Here is a 23,760-nt window from a genome sequence, read left to right as displayed (position 1 = left end):
AGGGCTATATCACCCGAAAGGTGTAATTCCCGATGCGGGATCAAGAGAAGGAGAATTGAAATAAAAACGGGGGCCGACTGGCCCCCGCAGGTGAGAATTACTGCGATTAATGCGCGTTGTCTTCCGCCAGTTTAGGCGCCGCATCATCCTGATCGTCATGATGATGCTCGTGCTCTTTCATCGCCTCCGCCTGCACGCGCTTACGCACGCCAAACCAGCCGAGCACCAGCAGCACGGCAATCAGCGGAATTGAAGCAATGGTGTAAGTGCCGTTCGGGTAGTCAAACGCCATCAGCACCAGCACGCTCACCAGGAACAGCAGCGTCAGCCACGAGGTAACCGGCGCCCACGGCAGCTTGAAGCTGACATCTTCCGCTTTGCCCTCTTTGATGGCTTTGCGCAGACGCATCTGGCACACCACGATGAACGCCCACGAGGAGATAATCCCCAGCGACGCCACGTTCAGGACGATCTCAAACACCTGCGACGGAACGTAGTAGTTGAGCACCACGCCGATCACGTACACGCCGATGGTCACCAGGATACCGGCGTACGGCACCTGCTGCTTACTCATCTTCGACATGAACTGCGGCGCCGAGCCGCCCATCGACATTGAACGCAGAATACGTCCGGTAGAGTACAGGCCCGAGTTCAGGCTCGACAGCGCCGCGCTCAGCACCACGATGTTCATCACGCTGCCAATGTAGGGCACGCCCAGTTTGGAGAAGAAGGTGACGAACGGGCTTTGTCCGGCCTGATAGGCGTTCCACGGCAGCAGCAGTACCAGCAGCACCACGGAACCCACATAGAACAGGCCGATACGCCAGATCACGCTGTTAATGGCTTTCGGCAGCATGGTTTTCGGGTCTTTACACTCGCCCGCCGCCGTGCCCACCAGCTCAATCGAGGCGAAGGCAAACACCACGCCCTGTACCAGCACCAGCGCCGGCAGCAGACCGTGCGGGAACAGCCCGCCGTTGTCGGTGATCAGGTGGAAGCCGGTGGTGTTGCCGTCCAGCGGTTTACCGCTGCCGAGGAACACCACGCCGACAATCAGGAACACCACGATGGCCAGCACTTTCACCAGCGCGAACCAGAACTCCATCTCGGCGAACCACTTCACGCCGATCATGTTCATGGTGCCGACAATCGCCAGCGCGCCCAGCGCAAATACCCACTGCGGCACATCACCAAACGCGCCCCAGTAATGCATGTAAAGCGCCACCGCGGTGATATCGACGATACCGGTCATCGCCCAGTTAACGAAATACATCCAGCCCGCGACGTAGGACGCTTTTTCCCCGAGGAATTCACGCGCGTACGAAACAAAGCTGCCGCTGGAAGGGCGATGCAACACCAGCTCGCCCAACGCACGGAGAATAAAGAAGGAGAAGATACCGCACACCAGATACACCAGTGCCAGTGCCGGACCGGCCATCTGCAGACGCGCGCCGGCACCGAGGAACAGACCGGTACCGATAGCGCCGCCAATGGCGATCATTTGTACCTGACGGTTACCCATCGCTTTGTGGTAACCCGTATCGTGAGAGTTAAGCCAGCGCCTTCTCGCAGCACGCTGTTCGGCTGGCGTTTTTTTAGTAGATTTCATAGCTTTCCTGTTTTTCCTGTCCATCAATCACCGCGTAACCAATCGATTGCGCCGGGCAGTGCGAAATGGGGTAAAACCGGCCCCTGAGCGGCGGAACGATGCCGCGCGGCGAGCCGGGAAATTACGGCGATGAATCCTACCCGTTCTGCATGAACGAAGCAAAATATACTGGCTGACTGCACGGGTTGATTTGTAATAATCCGTCGCGACGCACAAAAAAACCGGCCAGTGGGGTGGCCGGTAATCGGTGGCTACAGGAAAAAACTACCAGAGGGGAATAATGAAGGGCATTAACGGTAAATCTCGGCGCTGCCGCTCCACATGCTGGAATCGCCTGGATTCTGCATGCCAATGACGCGATAGTGGCTGGCGCCCATCTCTTCCGCTTTCTGCGACAGCTGACGGGTGGCGTCATCCAGCGAACCGCGCACGCCGCTCACCGATACGGTGCCGCTGCTTTGCAGGTCCTGGGTTTGTGCCTCGCTCAACGGCGAGGCGGCAAAGGTAGTAAACGATGCGCTGGCAAGCAGTGCAGCAGTCATTACGGCATAACGTGTCTTCATGAGGTGCTCCTGTTGTCGTGCGGGAAAAGGTTTACGCGTCAAAGTATCGGCGAGCCAGTGCAAACCAGGCTGCGCGAGCGGTAAAAGCGTTCAATATTTCGCCAGCCAAACGCGGTTAATCCAGGGAAACGTAAAACGTGGTGAGTTTCTCTGGTAAAAGTAACCAGATGTGTCAATTTCGCGCTCGCACCCGCGCTGCGGCTGACTTATAATCCCCCGCTCTTGTAAGGGTTATTATTGTGATAGTGAAACGTCCCGTTACCCGCACCATTGCCCGCGCACTCAGCGCGATTGTGCTGCTGTCGCTGTTAACCACCGGCCTGGCGCTGATGACGCTCTCCAGCAGTTTGCGCGATGCCGAAGCGGTGAATGTCGCCGGCTCGCTGCGCATGCAAATCTACCGGCTGGCGTGGGACAGCACGCGCGATCCGCAGCAGCTGGCGCACCATATGCAGCAATATCAGCAGACGCTGGAGTCACCGGCGCTGCAACATCTGGAGCGTCCGTGGGTGCCGATTGAAGTCAGCAGCCGCTACCGCTATCTGCGCGACAGCTGGCCGGTACTGCAGGAGACGCTGCAGCCGGCGCGGGCGCAGGTGTACCAGCAGCGCGTGGCGAGCTACGTCAGTGAGATTGACCGCTTCGTGCTGGCGGTGCAGCACTATGCCGAGCTGAAAATGCATCTGGTGGCCGCCAGCAGCCTGTTCGGCTTTCTGGCGATTGTCGCGCTGGCGCTGTGGAGCATTGGCTTTATTCGCCGCAACGTGGTGCGTCCGCTCGATTCTCTGGTCACCGCCAGTCAATACGTCGAGCAGGCCAACTTCAGTTTTCCGCCGCTTTCCGTGCATCAGCCCAACGAGCTGGGCGTGCTGGCGCAGGCGTTTACCACCATGGCGGAGCGGCTGCATTCGCACTATCGCCTGCTGGAGTGCGCGGTGCGCAATAAAACTGAAGATTTAACCCAGGCCAACCGCACGCTGTCGCTGCTGTATGAAAGCTCGCAGATTCTCACCGGCAGCCCGCTCAATCCCGAGCTGTTCCAGGGCCTGCTGCGGCTGGTGCAGCGGCGGGAAGCGCTGGAGGTGCTGCAAATCGCCAGCGAGGATATCGCCTTCCAGGCCGGCGTGCCCGCCGACGATCTCAGCTGGCAGCGGCTGCCGCTGCAGCAGGAGGAGCAGCGCCTCGGCGAACTGTGCTGGCAAACCCGCCGCGCGCCGCCGGCCGATGAGCTGATGCACAGCCTGGCCAACATGCTGGCGCGTGCACTGTGGATCTGGCAGACGCAGAAGCAGTATCAGCAAATGCTGCTGATTGAAGAGCGCGCCACCATTGCGCGCGAGCTGCACGATTCGCTGGCGCAGTCGCTCTCTTTTCTGCGTATCCAGCTGACGCTGCTGCGGCGCACAGTTGATAGCAGCCAGCCGCAGGCACAGGCGATCATCGCCGATTTCGATCGCGCGCTGGCCGAGGCCTATCAGCAGCTGCGCGAACTGCTCACCACCTTCCGCCTGAGCATTGAACAGGCCGATTTAGTGCAGGCGATGCAGGCGATGATCGCCCCGCTGCAGGAGCAGTCGCAGGCGGCGATTACCTTTGACTATCAGCCTGGCCTGCAAACGCTGGATGCCCAGCAGCAGGTGCACGTGCTGCAGATTGCGCGCGAGGCGCTGCTCAATGCAATTCGTCACGCGCAGGCGCAACAGATTCAGATTCGCTATCAGCGTGTCGCTGATGATGAGCACCTGCTGACCATCGAAGATGACGGCTGCGGTATCAACAGCGTGGAAGAGCCGCCGGGCCACTACGGGCTGACCATCATGGCCGAGCGCGCGGCGCGTCTCGCCGGCAGCTTACTGATTACCCCGCAGGCGCAGGGCACCTGCGTCACGCTGCGTTTTCCCGCCCGCCCCGCGCACCGGCTGGCTTAACGCGTTACACTTAGCAATTGGATTGAAACTCTGGAGAACCTATGGCTCACCCTTCCCTGTCTATTATGATCGTGGACGATCATCCGCTGATGCGTCGCGGTATCCGCCAGTTGCTGGCGCTGGAACCGCGTCTGGAAGTGGTGGCTGAGGCGAATAACGGTACCGAAGCGCTGGCCGAAGCGCGCCGTCTGGCACCGGATGTGATTCTGCTCGATCTGAATATGAAGGGCATGTCCGGGCTGGATACGCTGAAAGCGCTGCGCCACGAGGGCGTCGCGGCACGCATTCTGGTGCTGACGGTGTCCGACGCGCGCAGCGATATTTACGCCATGGTGGATGCCGGCGCCGATGGCTATCTGCTCAAAGACAGCGAACCGGAACTGCTGCTGGCGCAGGTAATGCGCGGCGCACAGGGCGAGAACGTGTTCAGCGAGGTGGTGGCAGAATATCTGGCGACCCGCCAGCCCAGCGCCAATCCGTTCAGACAGCTGACCGAGCGCGAACTGGATGTGTTGCAGGAAGTGGCGCGCGGCTTATCCAACAAAGAGATTGCCGCCACGCTGCACATTTCCGAAGAAACGGTAAAGGTGCACATCCGCAACCTGCTGCGTAAGCTCGACGTCCGTTCCCGCGTTGCGGCAACGGTGCTGTGGCTGGAGAGTCGCAATGTGTGATTGCGCACATAAAGCTGCTGCGACTTTTACACTTTCTCCATAATTTATCCACGATTCCCTAATTTGCCCCGCGTACAGTAAGCAGCAGCCGGAGTTTTCAGGATCGCCCTTGCACTCCGCCAGCGTGAAGCGCAGCCTGCGGCACGCTTTTACTAATAACAAGTACAAAGTACGCAGCTGAGGAGTGTCGGTTTCATGTCGAACTTTTTTATCGACCGCCCCATTTTTGCCTGGGTGCTGGCTATTTTGCTGTGCCTGTGTGGCACGCTGGCCATTATCTCGCTGCCGGTGGAACAGTATCCGGATCTCGCGCCGCCTAACGTGCGCATCACCGCCAACTATCCCGGCGCATCGGCGCAGACGCTGGAAAATACCGTCACCCAAGTTATCGAGCAGAATATGACGGGGATCGATAACCTGATGTACATGTCCTCGAACAGCAGCAATACCGGCCAGGCGCAGATCACCCTCACCTTTACCGCCGGCACTAACCCGGATGAAGCGCGGCAACAGGTACAGAATCAGCTGCAGAGCGCGCTGCGCAAGCTGCCGGCGGCGGTGCAGTCGCAGGGCGTCACGGTAAACAAAACCGGCGACAGCAACATTCTGATGATCGCCTTTGTCTCCACCGACGGCAGCATGGATAAACAGGATATTGCCGATTACGTTGCCAGTAACATTCAGGATCCGCTCAGCCGCATCGACGGCGTCGGCCAGGTCGATGCCTACGGCTCGCAATACGCCATGCGCATCTGGCTCGATCCCAACAAGCTGATTAACTACGCGCTAACCACCGACGATGTGGTCAGCGCCATCGAATCGCAGAACACTCAGGTGGCGGTCGGCCAGGTCGGCGGGTTGCCATCGGTGGACAAACAGGCGCTGAACGCCACGGTTAACGCCCAGTCGATGCTACAGACGCCCGCGCAGTTTCGCGCCATTACGCTGAAAACCAACATCGACGGTTCAGTGGTAACGCTCGGCGACGTGGCCACCATCGCCATGGGTGCCGAAAAGTATGATTTTCTGAGCCGCTATAACGGCCAGCCGGCCTCCGGTCTCGGCATCAAGCTGGCCTCCGGCGCTAACGAGATGAACACCGACAAGCTGGTGCGCGCCCGTGTTGCTGAACTGGCGCAATACTTCCCGCACGGACTGGAAGCCAAAGTGGCGTTTGAAACCACGCCGTTCGTCAAAGCCTCAATTAAGGACGTGGTGAAAACGCTGCTGGAAGCGATCCTGCTGGTGTTTCTGGTGATGTATCTGTTCCTGCAAAACTTCCGCGCCACGCTCATTCCCACCATTGCTGTGCCGGTGGTGCTGCTCGGTACCTTTGCGGTGCTGTACGCCTGCGGCTTCAGTATTAACACCCTGACCATGTTCGCCATGGTGCTGGCCATCGGGCTGCTGGTGGATGATGCCATCGTGGTGGTGGAGAACGTCGAGCGCATCATGAGCGAAGAGGGATTATCGCCGCGTGCCGCCACGCGTAAATCGATGGGGCAGATTCAGGGTGCGCTGGTGGGTATCGCGCTGGTGCTGTCCGCAGTGTTTGTGCCGATGGCGTTCTTTGGCGGCACCGTGGGCGCTATCTATCGCCAGTTCTCCATCACCATTGTCTCGGCGATGGTGCTGTCGGTGCTGGTGGCGATGATTCTGACGCCCGCGCTGTGCTCCACGCTGCTCAAACCGCTGGCGCAGGGCCAGCACCATGGCCGGCGCGGCTTTTTCGGCTGGTTTAACCGTCACTTCAATGCCAGCGCCGAACGCTACGAGCGCGGCGTGGCGCGCATTCTGCTGAAGAGCGGCCGCTGGCTGCTGCTCTACCTGGCGATTATCGGCGTGATGGCATTCCTGTTTATTCGTCTGCCTACCTCCTTCCTGCCGCTGGAAGATCGCGGCGTATTTCTTACTCAGGTACAACTGCCGCCGGGCTCGACGCTGCAGCAAACCTCGCAGGTGGTGGCAAAGGTTGAGGATTATTACCTGACTGCCGAAAAGGACAATGTGCTGTCGGTGTTCTCCACCATCGGTGCCGGTCCGGGCGGCAACGGGCAAAACGTGGCGCGCCTGTTTGTGCGCCTGAAGGACTGGGAGCAGCGGCCAGGTCGCGATCGCACCTCGTTTGCCATCATCGATCGCGCCACCGCAGCCTTTAAAAAGATCAAAGAGGCACGCGTCATCGCCAGCAGTCCACCGGCGATCACCGGCATGGGCAGCTCCTCCGGCTTTGATATGGAGTTGCAGGATCACGGCGGCATCGGGCACACCGAGCTGATGGCGATGCGCGATCGGCTGCTGGCGCTGGCCGACAACAATCCGGCGCTGTCGCGCGTGCGCCACAACGGGCTCGACGACAGCCCGCAACTGCAGATTGATGTCGACCAGCGCAAAGCGCAGGCGCTCGGCGTGTCGCTGGATACCATCAACGACACCCTGACCACCGCCTGGGGCTCAACCTACGTGAATGATTTTCTCGACCGCGGCCGCGTGAAGAAAGTCTACGTCCAGGCGGCACCGGAATTCCGCATGCTGCCGGGCGACATCAACAAATGGTATGTGCGCAACAACAGCGGCGGCATGGTGCCGTTCTCCGCCTTCGCCACCAGCCACTGGGAGACCGGTTCACCGCGTCTTGAACGCTATAACGGCTATTCGTCGCTGGAGATTGTCGGCGAGGCGGCTAACGGCGTCAGCAGCGGCACGGCGATGGATGAGATGGAGAAGCTGGTGGCGCAGCTGCCGCTCGGCGTTGGCTTCCAGTGGACTGGTGCCTCCTATCAGGAACGTCTCTCCGGCTCGCAGGCGCCGGCGCTGTATGCGATTTCGCTGCTGGTAGTGTTCCTGTGCCTCGCGGCGCTGTACGAGAGCTGGTCGATTCCGTTCTCGGTGATGCTGGTGGTGCCGCTGGGCGTGGTGGGCGCGCTGGTCGCCACCTGGCTGCGCGGACTGGAGAATGACGTCTACTTTCAGGTCGGCCTGCTGACGGTGATTGGCCTGTCGGCGAAGAATGCGATCCTGATCGTCGAGTTCGCCAATGAGATCAACAGCAAAGGGCGTGAACTGCTGGAGTCGACGCTGGAGGCATCGCGGCAGCGCCTGCGGCCGATTCTGATGACGTCGCTGGCCTTTATTTTCGGCGTGCTGCCGATGGCGATCAGCAGCGGTGCCGGTTCCGGCAGCCAGCATGCGGTCGGTACTGGCGTGATGGGCGGCATGATCTCCGCCACGGTGCTGGCGATCTTCTTTGTGCCGCTGTTCTTTGTGCTGGTGCGCCGCCGCTTCCCGCTGCGGGCAAAGCCGCACGACTGAGGCTAACTCCGGGCAAATAAAAAGCCGCCATGATGAATGGCGGCTTTATTGATGTGTGCGGTAAGAATAACAGCAAGTTGGGAAGTGCCCTGCTTTTCTCTTCACGAATTACTTACGTAACATCGCTTCGATAAATTCTTTCCAGTTCCCCAGTTCGTGTTCAACCATAATACCCTCTCTTCTTGTAGTGGCGATTTTACGCCGTTTTTTTCTACAGGTGAATACGTTTCCACCTCTCATCACTATCGGCAACTACCGCAGAAAGCTTGAATTTGCCGAAACTGCGGACTGACGCACATTTCAGCAACCTGTTAATGCGACTCATAAAAGCGCGGACTTAATCGGCCAGGCCCGTTTTTGCCGTCTAAGATAATTCTTAGATCGCTAATGATGCCGCAGGCGACAATTTCGCAGGTAAGTGAAAGCGTTTACTGGCCCTGATTAGCGTCGTTTATTGGCGGCACGGCGAGATGAAAAACAGCGCTGCCGCGCGTCTGACCTCACAGCCCACGGCGCGCTATGGTAAACTCGCGCTTTATTTAACACAGGACGGGAATACGCGATGACAGCGCAGTGGGTGATGTACGGAATTAAAATACCTGGAACTTAACACTAATTTTTCCGACACTTTCACCTTTGTGTTTAACCTATTGATATTGAATAGTAACTATCTCACACACAACATTAGTACCATGCCATTGATCCCGGTAAATCGAAGTATTAATACCTCATCCCGCTTTAAGTACATAACCCGTCTGTTCTGAAAACTTTTTATACTTGGTACTCTCCCTTCGGTCATAGTACTGAGCATCGCTATAAACAAATCCCGCACTACCCAGACATCACCTACATTAGGACCTACGAAGGCTGGCTGTATCTTGCCGTGGTTGTTAATCTGCTCTCACGCAAAATTATCGGCTGGTCAATGCAATCCCGGATGACAATGGACATTGTCCTGAACGCATTGCTGATGGCTGTATGGCGGCGTAATCCCCAAAAACAGGTGCTGGTTCACTCTGATCAGGGCAGTCAGTACACAAGCCATGAGTGGCAGTAGTTTCTGAAATCACATGGCCTGCAGGGCAGCATGAACCGTCGCGGTAACTGTCACGATAATGCAGTTGCCAAAAGTTTTTTCCAGTTGCTGAAGCGTGAACGGATAAAGAAAGAGATCTACAGAACGCGGGAAGAAGCCCGCAGCGATATTTTTGATTATATCTGTTTTATAACAGTAAGCGTAGGCATGGTTGTGGCGATCAGATGTCACCGACAGAATATGAAAACCAGTATAATCAACGGCTCAGAAGTGTCTAGATTACCCGTGGCGATTCAGTTCAGTGTAAATTGGATTTCATAGTACTGGATTACAGTACTTCTCTGTATTTGTGACCCCGACCAACTGCGGCTGCTATCGCGTGGTTCTTGTGATAACAATGTGAAGTCACCAATCTTGATGTTCTTTGTGAATAATGTCATTATTAACATCCTTGTTATTTTATATAGTGCATTAATTACATGGACGCTTTCATTCAATATATTGATAAATTTGAAATATCGATTAAGATCCTAATAACCCTCGCCGCGATAGTTCTGATATGGGCTTATTTTTATTTTAAGTCTCAATCCCTATATATCATTCTTGACAAGGTTTGGTCTTTATTTGTTGGTTCAAAAGGATTCTCTAATCCTAAACTGGATGCTTTTCACAAAGATCGCCATGACTTAGACAAATTCAATTCACTATATAATTTCAATGCAAAGAATACTGAGCAAATTGAAAATTTTATTGAATGGGTGAAAGTGGAAAAGTGCGACACGAGAAAAATATCATCAATTAAAGGATGGTTTGATTTAGAAACGCTAAAACCTGTGAAGCCTGTAATTTGGGAAAGCTTTGCATTAGCATTTTTAGCTATTTTTCTGTTTTTGCTTACACTTTCTTTTGGATTTTTAGGGTTTACTCAGAACGCCATAGTAAAATTAAACGAAAACGACCCATGGTTTCTTATCAACCATTCTCGTGCTAAACCTGTTTTTAACAAATTCATGATTAGTAAAACTGACTGTACTAATCCCTCTTACAAAAGAGATAAGTACTCTAATTTATCAGGGATTACAAAACCTTCTGTCACTTCAATTTGCGAAGCATTTGAAAAGAAAAAGGAAATGGATGCAGTTGATAAGTTAATTAAACTACAAGGCATTGGTAAATATTTATCATTCCTGTTTTTAATATGCTTATGGAGTTCCTTAAAAAGTTTTTTAAGAAGAATGAACGCATATGACTTTATTTCTAGATCCAATAGAGCCAAAAGTTCATGTTGACTTTTTAACTACTTCTCTTCTGTGCAGAACGTACCGACTGTAGAAAACTTTTAGAGGGCTTCTTCAACATTGCATTCATCTGCGCATCACTCATTTGTGGTGCACCATGAATAGTTAGGGGTGCATGTATCACAGGTTAAGAATCTGAAGTACAAGACTTCCCGTTTTGGTTGTTAAGGTAGTTTGTAAGATCACGGTTGTTGTTCTTACTTAGTACTCGTTTACCCGCCTGTAAAATCCAAATACTGTCATCCTTACCGCTGTGTGCCTGTCCTGATGCAGCACCTTTTGCAGTAGTGATAGTGGATGCACCTAAAGAAAGGATTTGAGCATAGTTGGCAATGTTAGCCGGGAATGGAGTAGTTAGTGCACAAGCTAGTGCTTCCTGGATTTTCATTACCGTCAAGAATAGTACCCAATGATCCAGCGGAATAACTCAGTATGGTCATCTGAGACTGAGCATTCTCGGTTTCAATGGCTGATGCCTTCTGATTGTACTTCTCAGTAATAGCCTGCTTACATTTCAAGTACTGCTCATATGAAGTACCTAACTGACTATTCAACTGCTCATTCATCGTCAGTTCAGGTTGCATCTCGTTCTGTAGGTCTGTATTCTTTTGGTCGAGTATAATTAGGTTATCCCAAGGTTTATTTGCATCATAACCACATCAACTACCTGTTCTAGTTCCTTGGCAAGTTCAAGTTCTGCTTGGCTTGCTTCTGCCACCATGCGGCGTAAGCGTTCACGTTGGATCTGTTCGTTGAGATCGGTATCTCTTAAGGGCTTTAGAATGTTTTGTATGACCCACACCCTAATTACTTTCTCTGAAAGAGTCATATCCAGACCTTTTGGAATCCAAATTTGCATTATGGTGGTTTCATCATAGTCATATTGTCTTGCCAATTGATTAATATTTATCATTATAATAAAATTACATTTTTATTATTTATGGTGGTTAAAATGGACTTTAGATCAGATTTCAATTTATTGAATAGCTCTATAAAAAGCTTTCTAGAGTTAGAAAACACCCGTAACAAGCTAAACTTGGTCTTATCAAGAAAAACGAAAGACTGGGAGAAGTGGCTTCAACTTGAACTTGAATATCACTTTGAAAATTTATGCAATTGCGAAGCCAAAAGAGAAGTAAGAGCAATATCAGATCAAAGATACCTTCTAGGGAAGTACAACATCTTTGTTGATTTATTGATAAGAAAAAGAAACTCTAGAGATGATCACTACATTTATGTTGAGCTTAAATGTTATGACACCGCACTAAATCTCTATTATAAGATGGAAAGTGATGCAACTAAACTTGGCTCTATCAAACAATCTTACATAAAGAAAGCGGATTCAAAAATGCGTTCTTTTTGGTGTGTTGGCTTTTTCTTGGATACAGATATTTATTCAGTAAGAGATGTAAAGGGAATTCTTAAAAAACATTATTCCGAATATCCTAACATTTGCAAAAGGGTTAATCTTTGCAACTGCTATCCAGCAAGTTCATCCTGCGGTTGTGATAAGATTGGTTATATCATCTTCTAGTTAGGATCGGGGTAATATTTACAACCGACATACATGATAAAGTCCGGACTGCGAACACTCCCGATATTCTTTGAACGTCGGAGAACCTATTGATTTCACTTCCAATTGGCAGTATGGTTATACGTACTCCTCAAAAGAGATATCAATAACTCGCTTACCTGAGGCAATTTTTTTACAGGAAAATTCGTTGGTTTTAACAATCGAGTACAATGGTAATGCGGGCGATGTGTTGAAATTCACCTATCGTGAATTCGCTAACGATATGGCCAGGCAAGCTTTTACTACTGATTTCCCCGTTGATTCTAAAGGTAGTGATATCTTGACCTATAAAGGTGCCTGTATCAAAGTAGTCAAAGCTGATAACTTTTCAATCACCTACTCAGTACTGTCAGGTTTCGATTCTGTCAATCAAATTTGATGTACTCGCCATGAACCCCCGAGTTTGCAGTACAACCGAATAATTACGGTTCATGGCGAGAAGGCATATATTATACTTCCCTTCATGCAAATGAAAAAATTAATGTAATTTTCAACTACTTCATAACAGGCCATATTTAAAGATGACAAATTTACGATTCTGGATTGATGTTATCATACCCCCTGAAAAATCTAATTTAGAAGCTAACTTCCTTTCAAGGAATCGAGAATACTTATCAGCGTTACTTGGGCCACAAGTCAAAAGACAATATACGCTATCTGAGCAAGACCTAAAGAGACTTAAGGAGGCCTATGATAAAGCTCATGATATTAGAAAGTTTGAGATCGAACTATTCTGGAAGCGTGCAACCTACTTTTGGACAATCACTGCAGCTTTAGTCACATTCTTGGGTATTATATTTAGTTCTTACTTCAATACAAAAAACGCTGAAACATCAGTCAATGTATTATATGTATCTGTTTTCGTGAGTATATTGGGCTTTCTCCTTACTATAGTGATGTCTCTCATATCCAAAAGTGGGCGCTACTGGCAGAGAAATTGGGAAGAACACATTAACAGACTCGAATTTTTGTTTTCCGGTAACATTCATAAATTTCACATCCCGTCTAAAAAACCACAATCCATAAGTAGATTGAATGAGGTCGCCTATACTTTAATTTTATGTTTATGGGGCTTGGCAATTTGCATATCCATTATTAAGATAGTTGATGGGAATGGCTTTTGGTATTTCACCTCTTTAGGCTTAGTAATATTATTGTGTGTTATTTTCTTTTCCTATTTGAAAGCTAAAACTAAAGCCATAAAATGATAATTGTACAGTTGCAAAATTAGATCGCGGTCGTAGGATTCTCTATAATAGATATCTTTCAGTACATCTAGCATGATGCGTTCTGGTGAGTCACAAGCAAGTTCGGGATACTGGACTTGCTTACCATCAATGTAGTACTCAATCCCTTCCACTGTGTTTCGAATCTCAAAACGCCCTACTTCGAATGTATCAATCTTCATTAATTCCTCCACAAGCTTTCAGTACCTGTTATGCATTAAGTACTTAGTCTGTATGTTACGTGAGAAGGGATAGTGCAAACAACGCATCCTTACTAGGGTTCAGGTAGCTCCAGATGTGGTGTATCTGCACTGTTCGATAATCCTTATCCTCAACCGTGAATGAGTTAGTATCAGTACTACTGATCCGTACTTCATCTGTGACGTACTGGAAATAGTACTTCCCTTCATTATTGTTATATTCGATTCTTAACATGGTAAATCCTCATATGTATCATGAGGTATTTATCGTAAATATATTAAATTAAATGTTTTTGTGATATTTAAATAATTTTGAGGTTGAGGGATAAGACCATGATTGGTAAGGTTTGGAAGGTAGCAAAAGAGGTTGCTATATGGATACTTTAAGTACTTTCGTTGTGGTTAGTGATTGGAGGTGCTTATAAAAAAGATATTGGCAATCTTTCGGATTGGATAAGTGCTGCTTGTAATATAGCTATGACAAGTGCTGCTATATATGCTGCATTAAATGCACAAAAATGGGCACAGCAAAGAACTTACAGTATTGGTTTTGACAAAGCAGAAAACTAACTCTTAAAATTGATTCTGAATACATTCAAGCAAGAAAATATTTCATGCAAAAAAAATTTTATTGATGGGTATTTAAATGCCATTGAAGATGGTCATGCTTTAGCCAATAGAGAAAAAGAAGATGCCTACTCCATTTTAAGCTTTGAATTTTTAGAAAAGCATAAGGAAGTTCAAGTATTGTCACATGAACTTGATTTATTAGCAAGATGGAATATTATCATTTCTAAAAAAGAATTAATCAAAAAAACATTACAATCACTTGATTATTATGCGAGATTTAGTGCTATTGCAAAATGTGCTAAGTTATGTATTAAAGATAAAATCGAACATGAAGATGATTATGAACAGCAAAAGGAAATATTTGAAAACTTTTCATCTCGCTTTCACGAAGCTAGTGAAAAATTAGATTCCTGCTATAAAGATTTTGAAAATAACAAATTCAACGAACTATTTTCAATGAATTAAGTGAGGCCAAGATGTTGCCAAAAATTAGTGAAAGAATCAGGCATGTTCGAATTGAAGAAGGATACTGTTTGATTTGCGGCCAATTTGGTAAGCTTAGCAAAGATCATGTCCCACCTCAAAGTGCCATTACATTAACACCCATGCTTCAAAAAACTATTATTGAATGGTGGGGGAACGATAATGTCAGGCCTATAGATGCAGTATCTGGAACTGTATTTAAAACGATATGCAAGCAATGTAACAATAAAGTACTGGGTTCAAGAGATCGTTACATATCTGAGGTTACTAAAAATTTCACTGACCAATTAAAACTATACGTAACTCATGCAAATACTCTTTCAAATTATATTAAAGTCCCATTCAACTCTGTTGAATTCACAAGGGCAATGATTGGTCACTTGATTGCTGCATCATCAGTTGAAGAGTGCAAAGAACCCTTAGTTGACACCCTATTCTTTACCCCACTTCGCAAGTATGTTTTAGGCGAAACAGAAAATTTTGAAGATACCCATGATCTATACTATTGGTTCTATCCTAAAAGAGCACAAATAACTGCACGTCACATTCTGTTCCATAATAATGGGCACAACTGCTATTGCAGTACTATACATTTCTTCCCAATATCATTCTTAGTGACGTTCAAGGGCGAAGGTACATTTCCTGCTCAAGCGACGAAGCTAGAACTTAAAGATAGAAATCTACATTTTAATGTTTCAATGGGTAATTCGGATTATGTTTCATTCCCATTTGTACCTCTCAAAGGTAACACAATGGTGCTTTTCAATTCTGGGTATACCTGTGTTAGTTACCCTGCGTTGAGCAAGTAGTACCTAAGCGTACTTGGGTACCGCTACACCACTGATTCAAGCATCACTTTTAGTACCACAAGCCGTTTACGATCATCGTGAGTGGCTTCAATCTCTTCAAAATTCGGTACTTCAAGGCCATCAATAAAGTACTGAGTTTTTCCGGTACCATTCAATACTTCATAACTGTCTACCATTAAAGGTTTTATTTAATGACAAACTTCTTAAATGCCAGCTTAGCATCAATACTATCCATTAGAGCATTATCTGAAAGGTACTGTGCATAGTACTTCTTCGTAATCTGATTCATATTAACCTTTTTTACCATGAAAAAATAATTACCCTTATAGATGGTATTAAAATGGTAATCCTCCAAGCACTCAGTACTATAGGCTCGTAGGAATGTATAAAGTACCTTCTATTCTTCCGGTAGTTTCTGGTATTCCGCTATACCCCTGATAGCCTTGTTGAATTGCTTACTACTGATACTGAAAGTTTTCTCATCTAGCTGTACTTAATACTTCTTATTTCCTTCTTACTTGAAGTACTGGTACTTACTTAAATGTTGCGGTACTCAATCCATTCGCTCTGCTAGTGATAATCGTTGCAAGCGTTAAAGACATTTTATTCTTGGGGCTTATAACTAGACTCTTTTCAACATTGTGCAATTCAATAATATGCTCGGCAAGCAATGAAAGGTACTTCATTACCTTGAATGGGTTCTGCCTGCTAAAGCGGTCAAGGCTTTTACAGATTAGTGCAATACAATCTATAAGCTCTGCAGCGACTTTAGAGAGCGGCATTGCCAAACTGGACGTAACATGTAGGCAACGGCCATCAGATGCAGATTTCCCGCTATCATCGATCAACCCGGTATTGTTACAATCCTTCCCCATGAAATGTCCCATGTTCTGACACCAGGTCAGTGATCGTGCCTCCTGCGGGATAGGCCATCACGGCTTTGAACCTCAGAACTGATACGGCAGCCCAGGTAGCATTTACGCATTCAAGAGTATCGATAAACTATGTATAAGCTCTATGGCATCAAGAATTGCGACACCATTAAAAAAGTACGCAACTATTTGAGCACTTCCGGCATCGACTTTCATTTTCATGATTATCGCGCTGACGGGCTGGATGCGGCGCTGCTGCAATCCTTTATCGACCAGCTGGGGTATGACGTGCTGCTGAACACGCGCGGCACCACCTGGCGTCAGTTGCCGGAAGCGGAACGCGATGCCATCCGCGATGCGGCCAGCGCCAAAGCGCTGATGCTGGCGCACCCGGCGCTGATCAAACGTCCGGTGCTGGCGGCGCCAGACGGTACATTGCTGGTGGGTTTCAAAGAACCCGTTTATCACGCCTTTATCCAGGAGAAGTCATAACATGTTCTGTCCGGTCATTGAGCTGGCTCAGCAGCTTATTCGTCGCCCCTCGCTTAGTCCGGATGACGCCGGTTGCCAGGCCATGTTAATTGCGCGCCTGGAGGCGATTGGTTTCCACGTCGAGCCGATGCACATTGGCGATACGCTTAACTTCTGGGCCACGCGCGGCCAGGGCGAAACGCTGGCCTTTGCCGGACACACCGATGTGGTGCCGCCAGGCGATGCCAATCGCTGGATCAGCCCGCCGTTTGAACCTTCGATTCGCGACGGCATGCTGTTTGGCCGTGGCGCTGCAGACATGAAAGGCTCGCTGGCGGCGATGGTGGTGGCGGCCGAGCGCTTCGTTGCTGCCCATCCCAATCATGCTGGCCGGCTGGCATTTCTCATCACTTCCGATGAAGAAGCCAGCGCCGTCAACGGTACGGTAAAGGTGGTTGAGCGCCTGATGGCGCGCAATGAACGCATGGATTACTGCCTCGTCGGCGAACCGTCGAGCACCGAAGTGGTTGGCGACGTGGTAAAGAATGGCCGTCGCGGCTCGATGACTGCCAATCTGACCATTCACGGCGTGCAGGGCCACGTGGCGTATCCGCATCTGGCTGATAACCCGGTGCATCGCGCGATGCCGGCGCTCAACGAGCTGGTGGCGACCGAGTGGGATCAGGGCAACGAGTTCTTCCCGCCCACCAGCATGCAGATCGCCAACGTGCAGGCGGGAACCGGCAGTAACAATGTGATTCCCGGCGAGTTTTTCGTGCAGTTTAACTTCCGCTTCAGCACCGAACTGACCGATCAGATGATCAAAGATCGCGTGGCGGCGCTGCTTGATCGCCACCAGCTGCGCTATACGCTGGAGTGGAATGTGTCCGGTCAGCCATTCCTGACTTCACGCGGCAAGCTGGTGGATGCGGTCGTCAACGCCGTGGCGCACTATAATGAGATCAAGCCGCAGCTGTTAACCACCGGCGGCACCTCTGACGGGCGCTTTATTGCCCGCATGGGCGCACAGGTGGTGGAGCTCGGCCCGGTGAATGCCACTATTCATAAGATCAATGAGTGCGTGAAAGCCTCGGATTTGCAGCTGCTGAGCCGGATGTATCAGCGCATTATGGAACAGCTGATCGCCTGATGGCACCTTGAAGGAGAAACCTCATGGAATGGTTAAAAGAGTACTGGTGGGTGATTGTGATTCTGCTGATGGTGGGCGTGCTGATGAACGTCTATAAAGACCTGAAGCGCATCGATCATAAAAAATATATGGATAACAAACCGGATCTGCCACCGCATCGCGATTTCAACGATAAGTGGGACGATGACGACGACTGGCCGAAGAAGAAGTAGTCGCCGCCGATCGTTTAGCGTACAAGGTCGCCCTGCACGGCGACCTTTGTTTTATGGCGCGCGGTCTCACACCATCATCACCACATCGTCGTCGCCCGGCTTCGCCCCGCTCAGCGCCTCATCGAAATAGCGGCGCGGCACGGTATAGCGCAGGTGATTCAGCGCCAGCTGCATGCTGCGTTCATCAATTGCGTGCGGCAGATCGTCAACGATATCCAGCGTCACATCGCCGCCCAGCGCAGTTAAGCGCTGCATCGCCGCTTCCGCATGCTGCATCGGCACCTGCTCGTCATAATCGCCGTGAATCAGGTGGATGGTGTTGCGCGTGCTGGCCTGCTCCGGCAGCGTGACGTAGCGCCCGCTAAAGGCCACCACGCGTCCCGCCAGATCCGGCTGGGCTTTTACGCCTTCCAGCACCATGGTGCCGCCCTGCGAAAAACCGACCAGCGCGGTGGCTTCCGGCCGCACGCCGCTCTGCTGCTGCCAGTGACGCACCGACTCAACAAACGACGGCATTACCGCATCGACGCCCTGCTGCTGCGAGCGGTCGTGTTCCGGTATCTCGGCATACCACTGGCGGCCCTGCGGCGCGCTGGCCGGATAAGGTGCGCCCACCGACACCACCTGCGCCTGCGGAAACGCCTGCGCGAACCAGCTGCCAATCTGCGCCATCGAATCGGGGTTGTCGTTCACGCCGTGATACAGCAAAAACAGCTGCGCGGCGTTATCCGGTTGCTGAACAATTACATATCGTAGTGCCATAACGTCCTCCTCAAATCACTATACGCCGCTGACGGCAAAGTGATATTGGGAAAATTTGAACGAGATAATGGATTTATTGCAATGTGCCGAGGCGCTGCTGCCAGTGCTGCGCGGCGGCGGCATCCAGCGTGGTGAGTGCGTCAGCCGCCTCCGCGCGCAGCCTGAGCATCAGCGCTTTACGCCCGCTCACACCGGCCAGCCGTGCCGCTTCACTCAGCGTTTGTTTTTGTTGCAGTATGGCACACAGCAACGGTGGCGATGCGACACCAGCCAGCCGCTGCAGCGCCGGATAGCTGGCTTCATAGGGCCGCTGCGCCCAGGCAAACGCGGCCAGCAGCGGCCAGTCGTCGGCGCTGAGAGATTGATGGTCGGTGGGCGACAGGGTCAGCGGCACCGCGATCAGCTTTTGCAGCCACGGCCAGTCGCGCGCCAGACGCTGCGCGGCGCGCTGCTGCAGGGCTTCACCGGCTGGCGTCAGCGCACAAATCGCCATCGCCGCATAGCAACCGCTGCTGGCTTCGCGCTGTGAACCGATACGCACCAGCGTAAAGCCGCAGGAGTGCCAGAACTGCCACAGCGCTGCGGTGTAGCCAAAGCTCACCGACAGATAATCCGCGCCCTGTGCCTGCTGCCGCGCCGTCGCCACCAGCGCGCGACCGATGCCGCGCTGGCGCTGCGCGGCCTGCACGGCGATGCGGCTGATGCGCAGCGAACGTAACGTCGCCGCTTCAGTAAAACCGGCATGTGCCGCTAATGACTGCGCCACCAGATTGCCGCGCGGACGACGTAAGCCGGCCCATACCGCCTGCGCCAGCGCAGCATCCAGTCCGCCCTCTTCCACCAGCCACAGCGCGCCGGTGACCTGCTGCGGCTGCCCGGCCAGCCAGAAATGCATGCCGGGCGCATCCAGCATACGTCGCAGATCGAGCGGCGAGGTGCGATAGTGGGCGCTCGCCAGCAGACGATAGCCGGCCTGTAAGGCGTCGGCGTGCTGCGTGGGCGTAGCGGCAAAAATCGCTGTCTGCGCGGGTGCGTCGCAGGCTTCGGCCTCAGCAAACAGCAGCGCCGCACTCAGCCACTGCTCCAGCGGATCCTGCGCCGACCAGCGCAGCGGCTCATCCAGCTGGAAATAGCGCACCTGCGGCAGCGTGGCGCAAAAGCGCAGCATGAAACCGCGCCCGGTACCTTCGTAGCCCTGCACCGTGGTGGTCAGCAGAACGCGTGGAAAACGCTGCACCAGCTGCTGTAACAGCGGCGCGGGGATGGCCGCGGCCTCATCCACAATCAGCCATTCTGCCAGCGGCTGAGCCTCCTGCGGCTGAGCGAGAATCGCATCCGGGGCCATAAATCTAAACTGCTCAGCGGCGAACTGCGCCAGCACCTCCGTCGCGGCTTTGGCCGGCGCCGTCACCAGCGCGCTTTGCGTCTGGCGCGCCAGCATCCCCGCCAGCGCCGATTTGCCGCGACCGCGCGGGGCGATGATCACCGCGACACCGGGCGGCATGGCGCACAGCTGACGGACAATCTGCGCCTGCTGCTCGGGGGCGCGACACTGCCACGGCGCGAAGGGCTGCGGCGGCGGCAGGCGCGGCGTCTGATGCTGACGCAGCAGCATCACCTGCGCATCCTGCAGGATATGCTGTTGCAGGTGGTGGATGAAATGCGGCGTGGCGATGGGCTGGTCGACATCGGCCCAGCGCAGGCTGTCGCGATCGGGCTGCGCCGGCCAGGCGTTCCAGTCAGGCGTCAGTAACAGCAGCCAGCTGCCAGCCCGCAGCGTCCCGGCCAGCGCGGCGAACGCTTCCGCGTGAAAGCCGTGGCGCGCATCGAAAATGGCATGCCGGAATTCCCGGCCCAGCAGGGTACGCAGCGCCGCAGGCGCGACGCGCTGCGGGAAGTCATCGCTGTCGCTGACCGTTAACCAGTCACCGGGCAGCGCGGCCTGCCATGTGGCCGCCTCCTGGCGCGCCCAGCCGGCCTCACCGGCAATCACGCACAGACGGCGGATACCGGCTTGCTGCATCGCCGCCGTCAGTTCAGCGTGCAACATCAGTTACTGGCGAAGGTGTTGCACTGGCCCGGATTGCCGCTATCAAAACCGCGTTTGAACCAGGTGTAGCGCTGCTGTGAGGTGCCGTGAGTGAAGCTGTCCGGCACTACGCGCCCCTGACTTTGCTGCTGCAGACGATCGTCGCCAATCGCCTCGGCGGCGTTCAGCGCTTCCTGCAAATCGCCCACCTCAAGAATGTTCTCCTGCTGCATATAGTGACCCCAGACGCCAGCAAAGCAGTCCGCCTGCAGCTCCATCTTCACCGACAGCTGGTTCACCTGCGCCTGCGTAGCGCCCTGCTGCATCTGCCGCACTTTGGGTTCGATACCCAGCAGTTTCTGCACGTGATGCCCTACTTCGTGAGCGATGACATAACCCTGGGCAAAATCCCCCCCGGCTCCGAGTTTGGTTTTCATGTCGTCATAGAAGGAGAGATCGATATATACCGTCTGATCGGCCGGGCAGTAGAACGGCCCCATTGCCGACTGGCCGGTGCCGCAGTTAGTGCGCGTCGCACCGCGATACATCACCAGCTTTGGCGGCGCGTATTGTTTGCCCATCTGCTGGAACAGTTTGCCCCAGGTATCTTCAGTGGTGGCGAGGATCACCGAGGTGAATTTGGCCGCCTCGTTATCCTGCGCCGAATTGACCTGACGCTGCTGCTGTTGCGACACCGGCGCGCCGCCTTCCAGCAGGGCGGTGAGGTCGTAGCCATAATAGCCAGCGACCGCGACCACAATCAGCAGAATAATGCCGCCCTTGCCGCGCGGCAGACGAATCTGGCGTCCGCCAGAACTAAAACCCGGCGAATCGCCGCGACGATCTTCCACATTGTCGCTTTCACGACGCCCTTGCCAGCGCATGGCCTGCTCCTGTTATCAATGACTTTTGCATGATTTTAGTTGGCGGCAGAGGTTAGTACCAGCAATGCGATGCCAGCGGAGCGAGATTGCGCGCAGGGTGCAGCGTGAAGGCCGTAAACAGACGATAAAAAAGGCCGCCAGCAAGGGCGACCTTCATGCGCTGTAAGGTTTGCGTCTGTTATACCGTGACGCACACCGGCAGAAGCTTAGTCCAGTTTGACACCCAGACGGTGTGCCACTTCTTCGTACGCTTCGATCAGGCCGCCGAGGCTCTGACGGAAACGGTCTTTGTCCATCTTGTCCATGGTCTCTTTGTCCCACAGACGCGCGCCGTCTGGCGAGAATTCGTCGCCCAGCGTCACTTCACCTTTGAACAGGCCAAACTCCAGCTTGAAGTCCACCAGAATCAGGCCGGCATCATCAAACAGTTTGCTCAGCACTTCGTTGGCTTTGAAGGTCAGCTCCTGCATGCGCGCCAGGTTAGCCTTGCTCACCCAGCCAAAGGTTTCGCAGTACGATTCGTTGACCATCGGGTCGTGTTTGGCGTCATCTTTCAGGAAGAGATCAAACAGCGGTGGATTGAGCAGCATGCCCTCTTCCACGCCCAGACGTTTCACCAGCGATCCGGCCGCCCGGTTGCGCACCACGCACTCTACCGGCACCATCTCCAGCTTTTTCACCAGCGCTTCGTTATCAGAAAGCAGCGCTTCCATCTGGGTCGGAATGCCCGCTTCCTGCAGTTTGGTCATGATGAAATGGTTGAACTTGTTGTTCACCATGCCTTTACGATCAAACTGCTCGATTCGTGCACCGTCTCCTGCTGACGTATCGTTGCGGAATTCAAGTACCAGCAGATCCGGATTGTCGGTGCTGTATACGGTTTTCGCTTTACCGCGATACAACTCAGCTCGCTTTTGCATCTTGTTAACTCCAAACATGAAAGAACCCGTGTTCAGCGGTGTTTCACCGCGCGATGACTGCCTGACGCAATCGTTTACCTCGCCGGGCGCTATTATGCCAAAACCAAAACAAAAAGGCCGGAGAATCTCCGGCCTTTATTGCATTTATTTGTTCAGTGCGCCCTGCAGGACCGCCACCAGCGCATCATTCTGCGCCTGGGTGAGTACGTGTCCTTTCGGATCGATGAACTGCAGGCTGCTGCGGTTATCGAGATCGCCCACCTGCAACTTGTAGTCGCCGTTTGGCAGTTCCGGATCTTTCGCGCCGATAGCGTCAAACGCGCTGCTGCCCGGCTGCTTGTAGGTCACTTTCAGACTGCCCTGCGAGCGGTTGTCATCGGTAACTTCCATGCCCATACGCTTCAGCGCCGCCGGCAGACGCTGCCAGGTGACGTTAAACGGTGAGCGCAGCACCAGCAGTGGCAGACCGGTGTCGTCCGCGCCGCTCTGGACATCAATCTGTCCGCTGGCACGTCCGGCAGCCGCATCCTGGCTGGCGGTATCGATCTTATCCAGACCGGTGCTGATGTCATTCAGCATCTGACCGGTATAGCGCTGAACCTGGACCGGCGTGGTGACCGTCTGGCCCTGCTGCTGCAGTTCCAGCAGACGTACGGTCAGCACCTGCTGATAGCCCTGGTTCTGCACGCTGATCTGGTAACGGCCGCGATACTGGTTATCTTCGTCAGCACGGTTCCACTGCACCCAGTCGGTGGTGAGCTGCTGCGCCGCATCATCACGCTGGGCAACCGGGAATTTGTACGACTGCACCACGTTCACCACCTGCGACCAGATGGAGCCACGGCTGCTGTCAACCGCCAGCACGCCGGTGTTACCGGTGAACTGCGCGCGGGTGCCGTTCATCAGCGCCAGCGGCTGCGCCGGTGGACGGATGTCGAGCTCTTTACCCAGCGCGCCTTTCGCCACGCTGTGCGGCACATCGTAATCACCATTCTGCAGCGGCAGAATCATGCCCGCCGGGGCTTTTAAATCATGCAGTTCAGGCGCCTGCAGGTAAGATTCATCACCGCTGACCTGGCGCTTATAACGCTGATCGCTGGAACAAGCTGTTAGCAGCATCAGGGTGGAGAGGCCCACCACGGTTGCCAGCGTCGAGCGCTTAACTGAATAACTCATTGA

23 protein-coding genes and 1 pseudogene are annotated in these 23,760 nt (G+C 52.7%); 13 read left to right on the top strand and 11 right to left on the bottom strand.

Translation table 11 applies throughout. From position 1 onward, the window contains the following. Positions 1–106: 106 nt before the first annotated feature. Together ansP and C1Y42_RS18635 are read right to left on the bottom strand one after the other, a co-directional pair. Positions 107–1,609 (bottom strand): L-asparagine permease, encoded by a 1,503-nt coding sequence (gene ansP / locus C1Y42_RS18640; RefSeq protein ID WP_104094113.1) that lies wholly within the window; start codon positions 1,607–1,609, stop codon positions 107–109. Positions 1,610–1,899: 290 nt separating this feature from the next. Beyond that, positions 1,900–2,172: a DUF1471 domain-containing protein gene (locus C1Y42_RS18635; RefSeq protein ID WP_058770823.1), complete on the bottom strand. Its 273-nt coding sequence runs from the start codon at positions 2,170–2,172 to the stop codon at positions 1,900–1,902. Between the two features lie 239 nt (positions 2,173–2,411). Between C1Y42_RS18635 and narQ the strand changes: the two genes are divergently transcribed. The 3 genes from narQ to acrD all read left to right on the top strand — a co-directional run bounded on the left by narQ (position 2,412) and on the right by acrD (position 8,086). Next, complete coding sequence (narQ, locus tag C1Y42_RS18630) at positions 2,412–4,100, top strand: nitrate/nitrite two-component system sensor histidine kinase NarQ (protein WP_104094112.1); 1,689 nt, start codon at positions 2,412–2,414, stop codon at positions 4,098–4,100. Between the two features lie 41 nt (positions 4,101–4,141). Further along, a complete protein-coding gene (locus C1Y42_RS18625) occupies positions 4,142–4,774 on the top strand; it encodes a response regulator (protein WP_058758331.1) in 633 nt (210 codons plus the stop codon). A gap of 195 nt (positions 4,775–4,969) precedes the next feature. Beyond that, positions 4,970–8,086: a multidrug efflux RND transporter permease AcrD gene (gene acrD / locus C1Y42_RS18620; protein ID WP_104094111.1), complete on the top strand. Its 3,117-nt coding sequence runs from the start codon at positions 4,970–4,972 to the stop codon at positions 8,084–8,086. Between the two features lie 108 nt (positions 8,087–8,194). Here acrD and ypfM read toward each other — a convergent pair whose 3' ends face one another. After that, a complete protein-coding gene (gene ypfM, locus C1Y42_RS24095; RefSeq protein WP_104085366.1) occupies positions 8,195–8,254 on the bottom strand; it encodes a protein YpfM in 60 nt (19 codons plus the stop codon). Between the two features lie 670 nt (positions 8,255–8,924). Here ypfM and C1Y42_RS18605 point away from each other — a divergent pair. After that, positions 8,925–9,400, top strand: a pseudogene (locus C1Y42_RS18605) (IS3 family transposase); the annotation flags it as partial. Between the two features lie 201 nt (positions 9,401–9,601). After that, positions 9,602–10,411, top strand: coding sequence for a DUF6216 family protein (locus C1Y42_RS18600; protein ID WP_104094110.1), 810 nt, complete (start codon positions 9,602–9,604; stop codon positions 10,409–10,411). A 344-nt stretch (positions 10,412–10,755) separates the two neighbouring features. Here C1Y42_RS18600 and C1Y42_RS18595 read toward each other — a convergent pair whose 3' ends face one another. Both C1Y42_RS18595 and C1Y42_RS18590 read right to left on the bottom strand, forming a co-directional pair. Beyond that, positions 10,756–11,004 carry a hypothetical protein gene (locus tag C1Y42_RS18595; RefSeq protein ID WP_146068809.1) on the bottom strand — a complete coding sequence of 83 codons (249 nt, stop codon included), beginning with the start codon at positions 11,002–11,004 and terminating at the stop codon, positions 10,756–10,758. Positions 11,005–11,042: 38 nt separating this feature from the next. Further along, entirely contained in the window at positions 11,043–11,333 is a 291-nt protein-coding gene (locus C1Y42_RS18590; RefSeq protein WP_104094108.1) for a hypothetical protein, read from the bottom strand. A 39-nt stretch (positions 11,334–11,372) separates the two neighbouring features. Between C1Y42_RS18590 and C1Y42_RS23480 the strand changes: the two genes are divergently transcribed. Together C1Y42_RS23480 and C1Y42_RS18585 are read left to right on the top strand one after the other, a co-directional pair. Next, positions 11,373–11,954, top strand: coding sequence for a hypothetical protein (locus C1Y42_RS23480; RefSeq protein ID WP_146068808.1), 582 nt, complete (start codon positions 11,373–11,375; stop codon positions 11,952–11,954). 187 nt (positions 11,955–12,141) lie between these two features. Continuing rightward, positions 12,142–12,372, top strand: a complete 231-nt coding sequence (locus C1Y42_RS18585; RefSeq protein WP_104094107.1) for a hypothetical protein — start codon at positions 12,142–12,144, stop codon at positions 12,370–12,372. 795 nt (positions 12,373–13,167) lie between these two features. Here C1Y42_RS18585 and C1Y42_RS18580 read toward each other — a convergent pair. Further along, on the bottom strand, positions 13,168–13,401 hold the full coding sequence (locus C1Y42_RS18580) for a hypothetical protein (protein ID WP_104094106.1): 234 nt from the start codon (positions 13,399–13,401) through the stop codon (positions 13,168–13,170). Positions 13,402–13,815: 414 nt separating this feature from the next. Here C1Y42_RS18580 and C1Y42_RS23610 point away from each other — a divergent pair, with 414 nt between their 5' ends. The 6 genes from C1Y42_RS23610 to C1Y42_RS18545 all read left to right on the top strand — a co-directional run bounded on the left by C1Y42_RS23610 (position 13,816) and on the right by C1Y42_RS18545 (position 17,986). After that, a complete protein-coding gene (locus C1Y42_RS23610) occupies positions 13,816–13,989 on the top strand; it encodes a hypothetical protein (RefSeq protein ID WP_158251409.1) in 174 nt (57 codons plus the stop codon). 9 nt (positions 13,990–13,998) lie between these two features. Further along, the gene (locus C1Y42_RS18570) at positions 13,999–14,454 is read left to right on the top strand and encodes a hypothetical protein (protein ID WP_104094104.1); all 456 of its coding nucleotides are present in this window, start codon (positions 13,999–14,001) and stop codon (positions 14,452–14,454) included. A gap of 11 nt (positions 14,455–14,465) precedes the next feature. Further along, entirely contained in the window at positions 14,466–15,281 is an 816-nt protein-coding gene (locus C1Y42_RS18565) for a chaperonin (RefSeq protein ID WP_104094103.1), read from the top strand. 1,004 nt (positions 15,282–16,285) lie between these two features. Further along, complete coding sequence (locus C1Y42_RS18555; protein ID WP_104094101.1) at positions 16,286–16,645, top strand: ArsC family reductase; 360 nt, start codon at positions 16,286–16,288, stop codon at positions 16,643–16,645. Position 16,646: 1 nt separating this feature from the next. Further along, complete coding sequence (gene dapE / locus C1Y42_RS18550) at positions 16,647–17,774, top strand: succinyl-diaminopimelate desuccinylase (protein WP_010617581.1); 1,128 nt, start codon at positions 16,647–16,649, stop codon at positions 17,772–17,774. A gap of 23 nt (positions 17,775–17,797) precedes the next feature. After that, a complete protein-coding gene (locus C1Y42_RS18545; protein WP_021508042.1) occupies positions 17,798–17,986 on the top strand; it encodes a YpfN family protein in 189 nt (62 codons plus the stop codon). Positions 17,987–18,052: 66 nt separating this feature from the next. On the opposite strand, the gene ypfH is transcribed toward C1Y42_RS18545, so the two are convergent. The 5 genes from ypfH to bamC all read right to left on the bottom strand — a co-directional run bounded on the left by ypfH (position 18,053) and on the right by bamC (position 23,757). Beyond that, on the bottom strand, positions 18,053–18,748 hold the full coding sequence (gene ypfH, locus C1Y42_RS18540; RefSeq protein ID WP_021508041.1) for an esterase: 696 nt from the start codon (positions 18,746–18,748) through the stop codon (positions 18,053–18,055). A gap of 73 nt (positions 18,749–18,821) precedes the next feature. Beyond that, positions 18,822–20,798: a tRNA(Met) cytidine acetyltransferase TmcA gene (locus C1Y42_RS18535; protein ID WP_104094100.1), complete on the bottom strand. Its 1,977-nt coding sequence runs from the start codon at positions 20,796–20,798 to the stop codon at positions 18,822–18,824. Further along, entirely contained in the window at positions 20,798–21,661 is an 864-nt protein-coding gene (locus C1Y42_RS18530; protein ID WP_021506607.1) for a neutral zinc metallopeptidase, read from the bottom strand. The genes C1Y42_RS18535 and C1Y42_RS18530 overlap by 1 nt, the downstream gene beginning before the upstream one ends. 206 nt (positions 21,662–21,867) lie before the next feature. Then, a complete protein-coding gene (gene purC, locus C1Y42_RS18525) occupies positions 21,868–22,581 on the bottom strand; it encodes a phosphoribosylaminoimidazolesuccinocarboxamide synthase (protein WP_031279423.1) in 714 nt (237 codons plus the stop codon). A 144-nt stretch (positions 22,582–22,725) separates the two neighbouring features. Beyond that, the gene (gene bamC, locus C1Y42_RS18520) at positions 22,726–23,757 is read right to left on the bottom strand and encodes an outer membrane protein assembly factor BamC (protein WP_021506605.1); all 1,032 of its coding nucleotides are present in this window, start codon (positions 23,755–23,757) and stop codon (positions 22,726–22,728) included. Between the last annotated feature and the right edge of the window lie 3 nt (positions 23,758–23,760).

It is taken from the genome of Pantoea sp. ICBG 985, from assembly GCF_002928365.1.
Classification (GTDB): domain Bacteria; phylum Pseudomonadota; class Gammaproteobacteria; order Enterobacterales; family Enterobacteriaceae; genus Pantoea; species Pantoea dispersa.
This window is presented reverse-complemented; position numbering and strand designations above follow the sequence as displayed.

Bases quoted from the DNA above. Each gene is read 5' to 3' on its own strand.
- C1Y42_RS18580 (WP_104094106.1), bottom strand. From the start codon at position 13,401: ATGAAGATTGATACATTCGAAGTAGGGCGTTTTGAGATTCGAAACACA.
- C1Y42_RS18545 (WP_021508042.1), top strand. From the start codon at position 17,798: ATGGAATGGTTAAAAGAGTACTGGTGGGTGATTGTGATTCTGCTGATG.
- C1Y42_RS23480 (WP_146068808.1), top strand. From the start codon at position 11,373: ATGGACTTTAGATCAGATTTCAATTTATTGAATAGCTCTATAAAAAGC.
- C1Y42_RS18530 (WP_021506607.1), bottom strand. From the start codon at position 21,661: ATGCGCTGGCAAGGGCGTCGTGAAAGCGACAATGTGGAAGATCGTCGC.
- C1Y42_RS18590 (WP_104094108.1), bottom strand. From the start codon at position 11,333: ATGATAAATATTAATCAATTGGCAAGACAATATGACTATGATGAAACC.
- ansP (WP_104094113.1), bottom strand. From the start codon at position 1,609: ATGAAATCTACTAAAAAAACGCCAGCCGAACAGCGTGCTGCGAGAAGG.
- C1Y42_RS18635 (WP_058770823.1), bottom strand. From the start codon at position 2,172: ATGAAGACACGTTATGCCGTAATGACTGCTGCACTGCTTGCCAGCGCA.
- C1Y42_RS18600 (WP_104094110.1), top strand. From the start codon at position 9,602: ATGGACGCTTTCATTCAATATATTGATAAATTTGAAATATCGATTAAG.
- bamC (WP_021506605.1), bottom strand. From the start codon at position 23,757: ATGAGTTATTCAGTTAAGCGCTCGACGCTGGCAACCGTGGTGGGCCTC.
- C1Y42_RS18555 (WP_104094101.1), top strand. From the start codon at position 16,286: ATGTATAAGCTCTATGGCATCAAGAATTGCGACACCATTAAAAAAGTA.
- C1Y42_RS18565 (WP_104094103.1), top strand. From the start codon at position 14,466: ATGTTGCCAAAAATTAGTGAAAGAATCAGGCATGTTCGAATTGAAGAA.
- purC (WP_031279423.1), bottom strand. From the start codon at position 22,581: ATGCAAAAGCGAGCTGAGTTGTATCGCGGTAAAGCGAAAACCGTATAC.
- acrD (WP_104094111.1), top strand. From the start codon at position 4,970: ATGTCGAACTTTTTTATCGACCGCCCCATTTTTGCCTGGGTGCTGGCT.
- dapE (WP_010617581.1), top strand. From the start codon at position 16,647: ATGTTCTGTCCGGTCATTGAGCTGGCTCAGCAGCTTATTCGTCGCCCC.
- C1Y42_RS18625 (WP_058758331.1), top strand. From the start codon at position 4,142: ATGGCTCACCCTTCCCTGTCTATTATGATCGTGGACGATCATCCGCTG.
- C1Y42_RS18595 (WP_146068809.1), bottom strand. From the start codon at position 11,004: ATGCAACCTGAACTGACGATGAATGAGCAGTTGAATAGTCAGTTAGGT.
- ypfH (WP_021508041.1), bottom strand. From the start codon at position 18,748: ATGGCACTACGATATGTAATTGTTCAGCAACCGGATAACGCCGCGCAG.
- C1Y42_RS18535 (WP_104094100.1), bottom strand. From the start codon at position 20,798: ATGTTGCACGCTGAACTGACGGCGGCGATGCAGCAAGCCGGTATCCGC.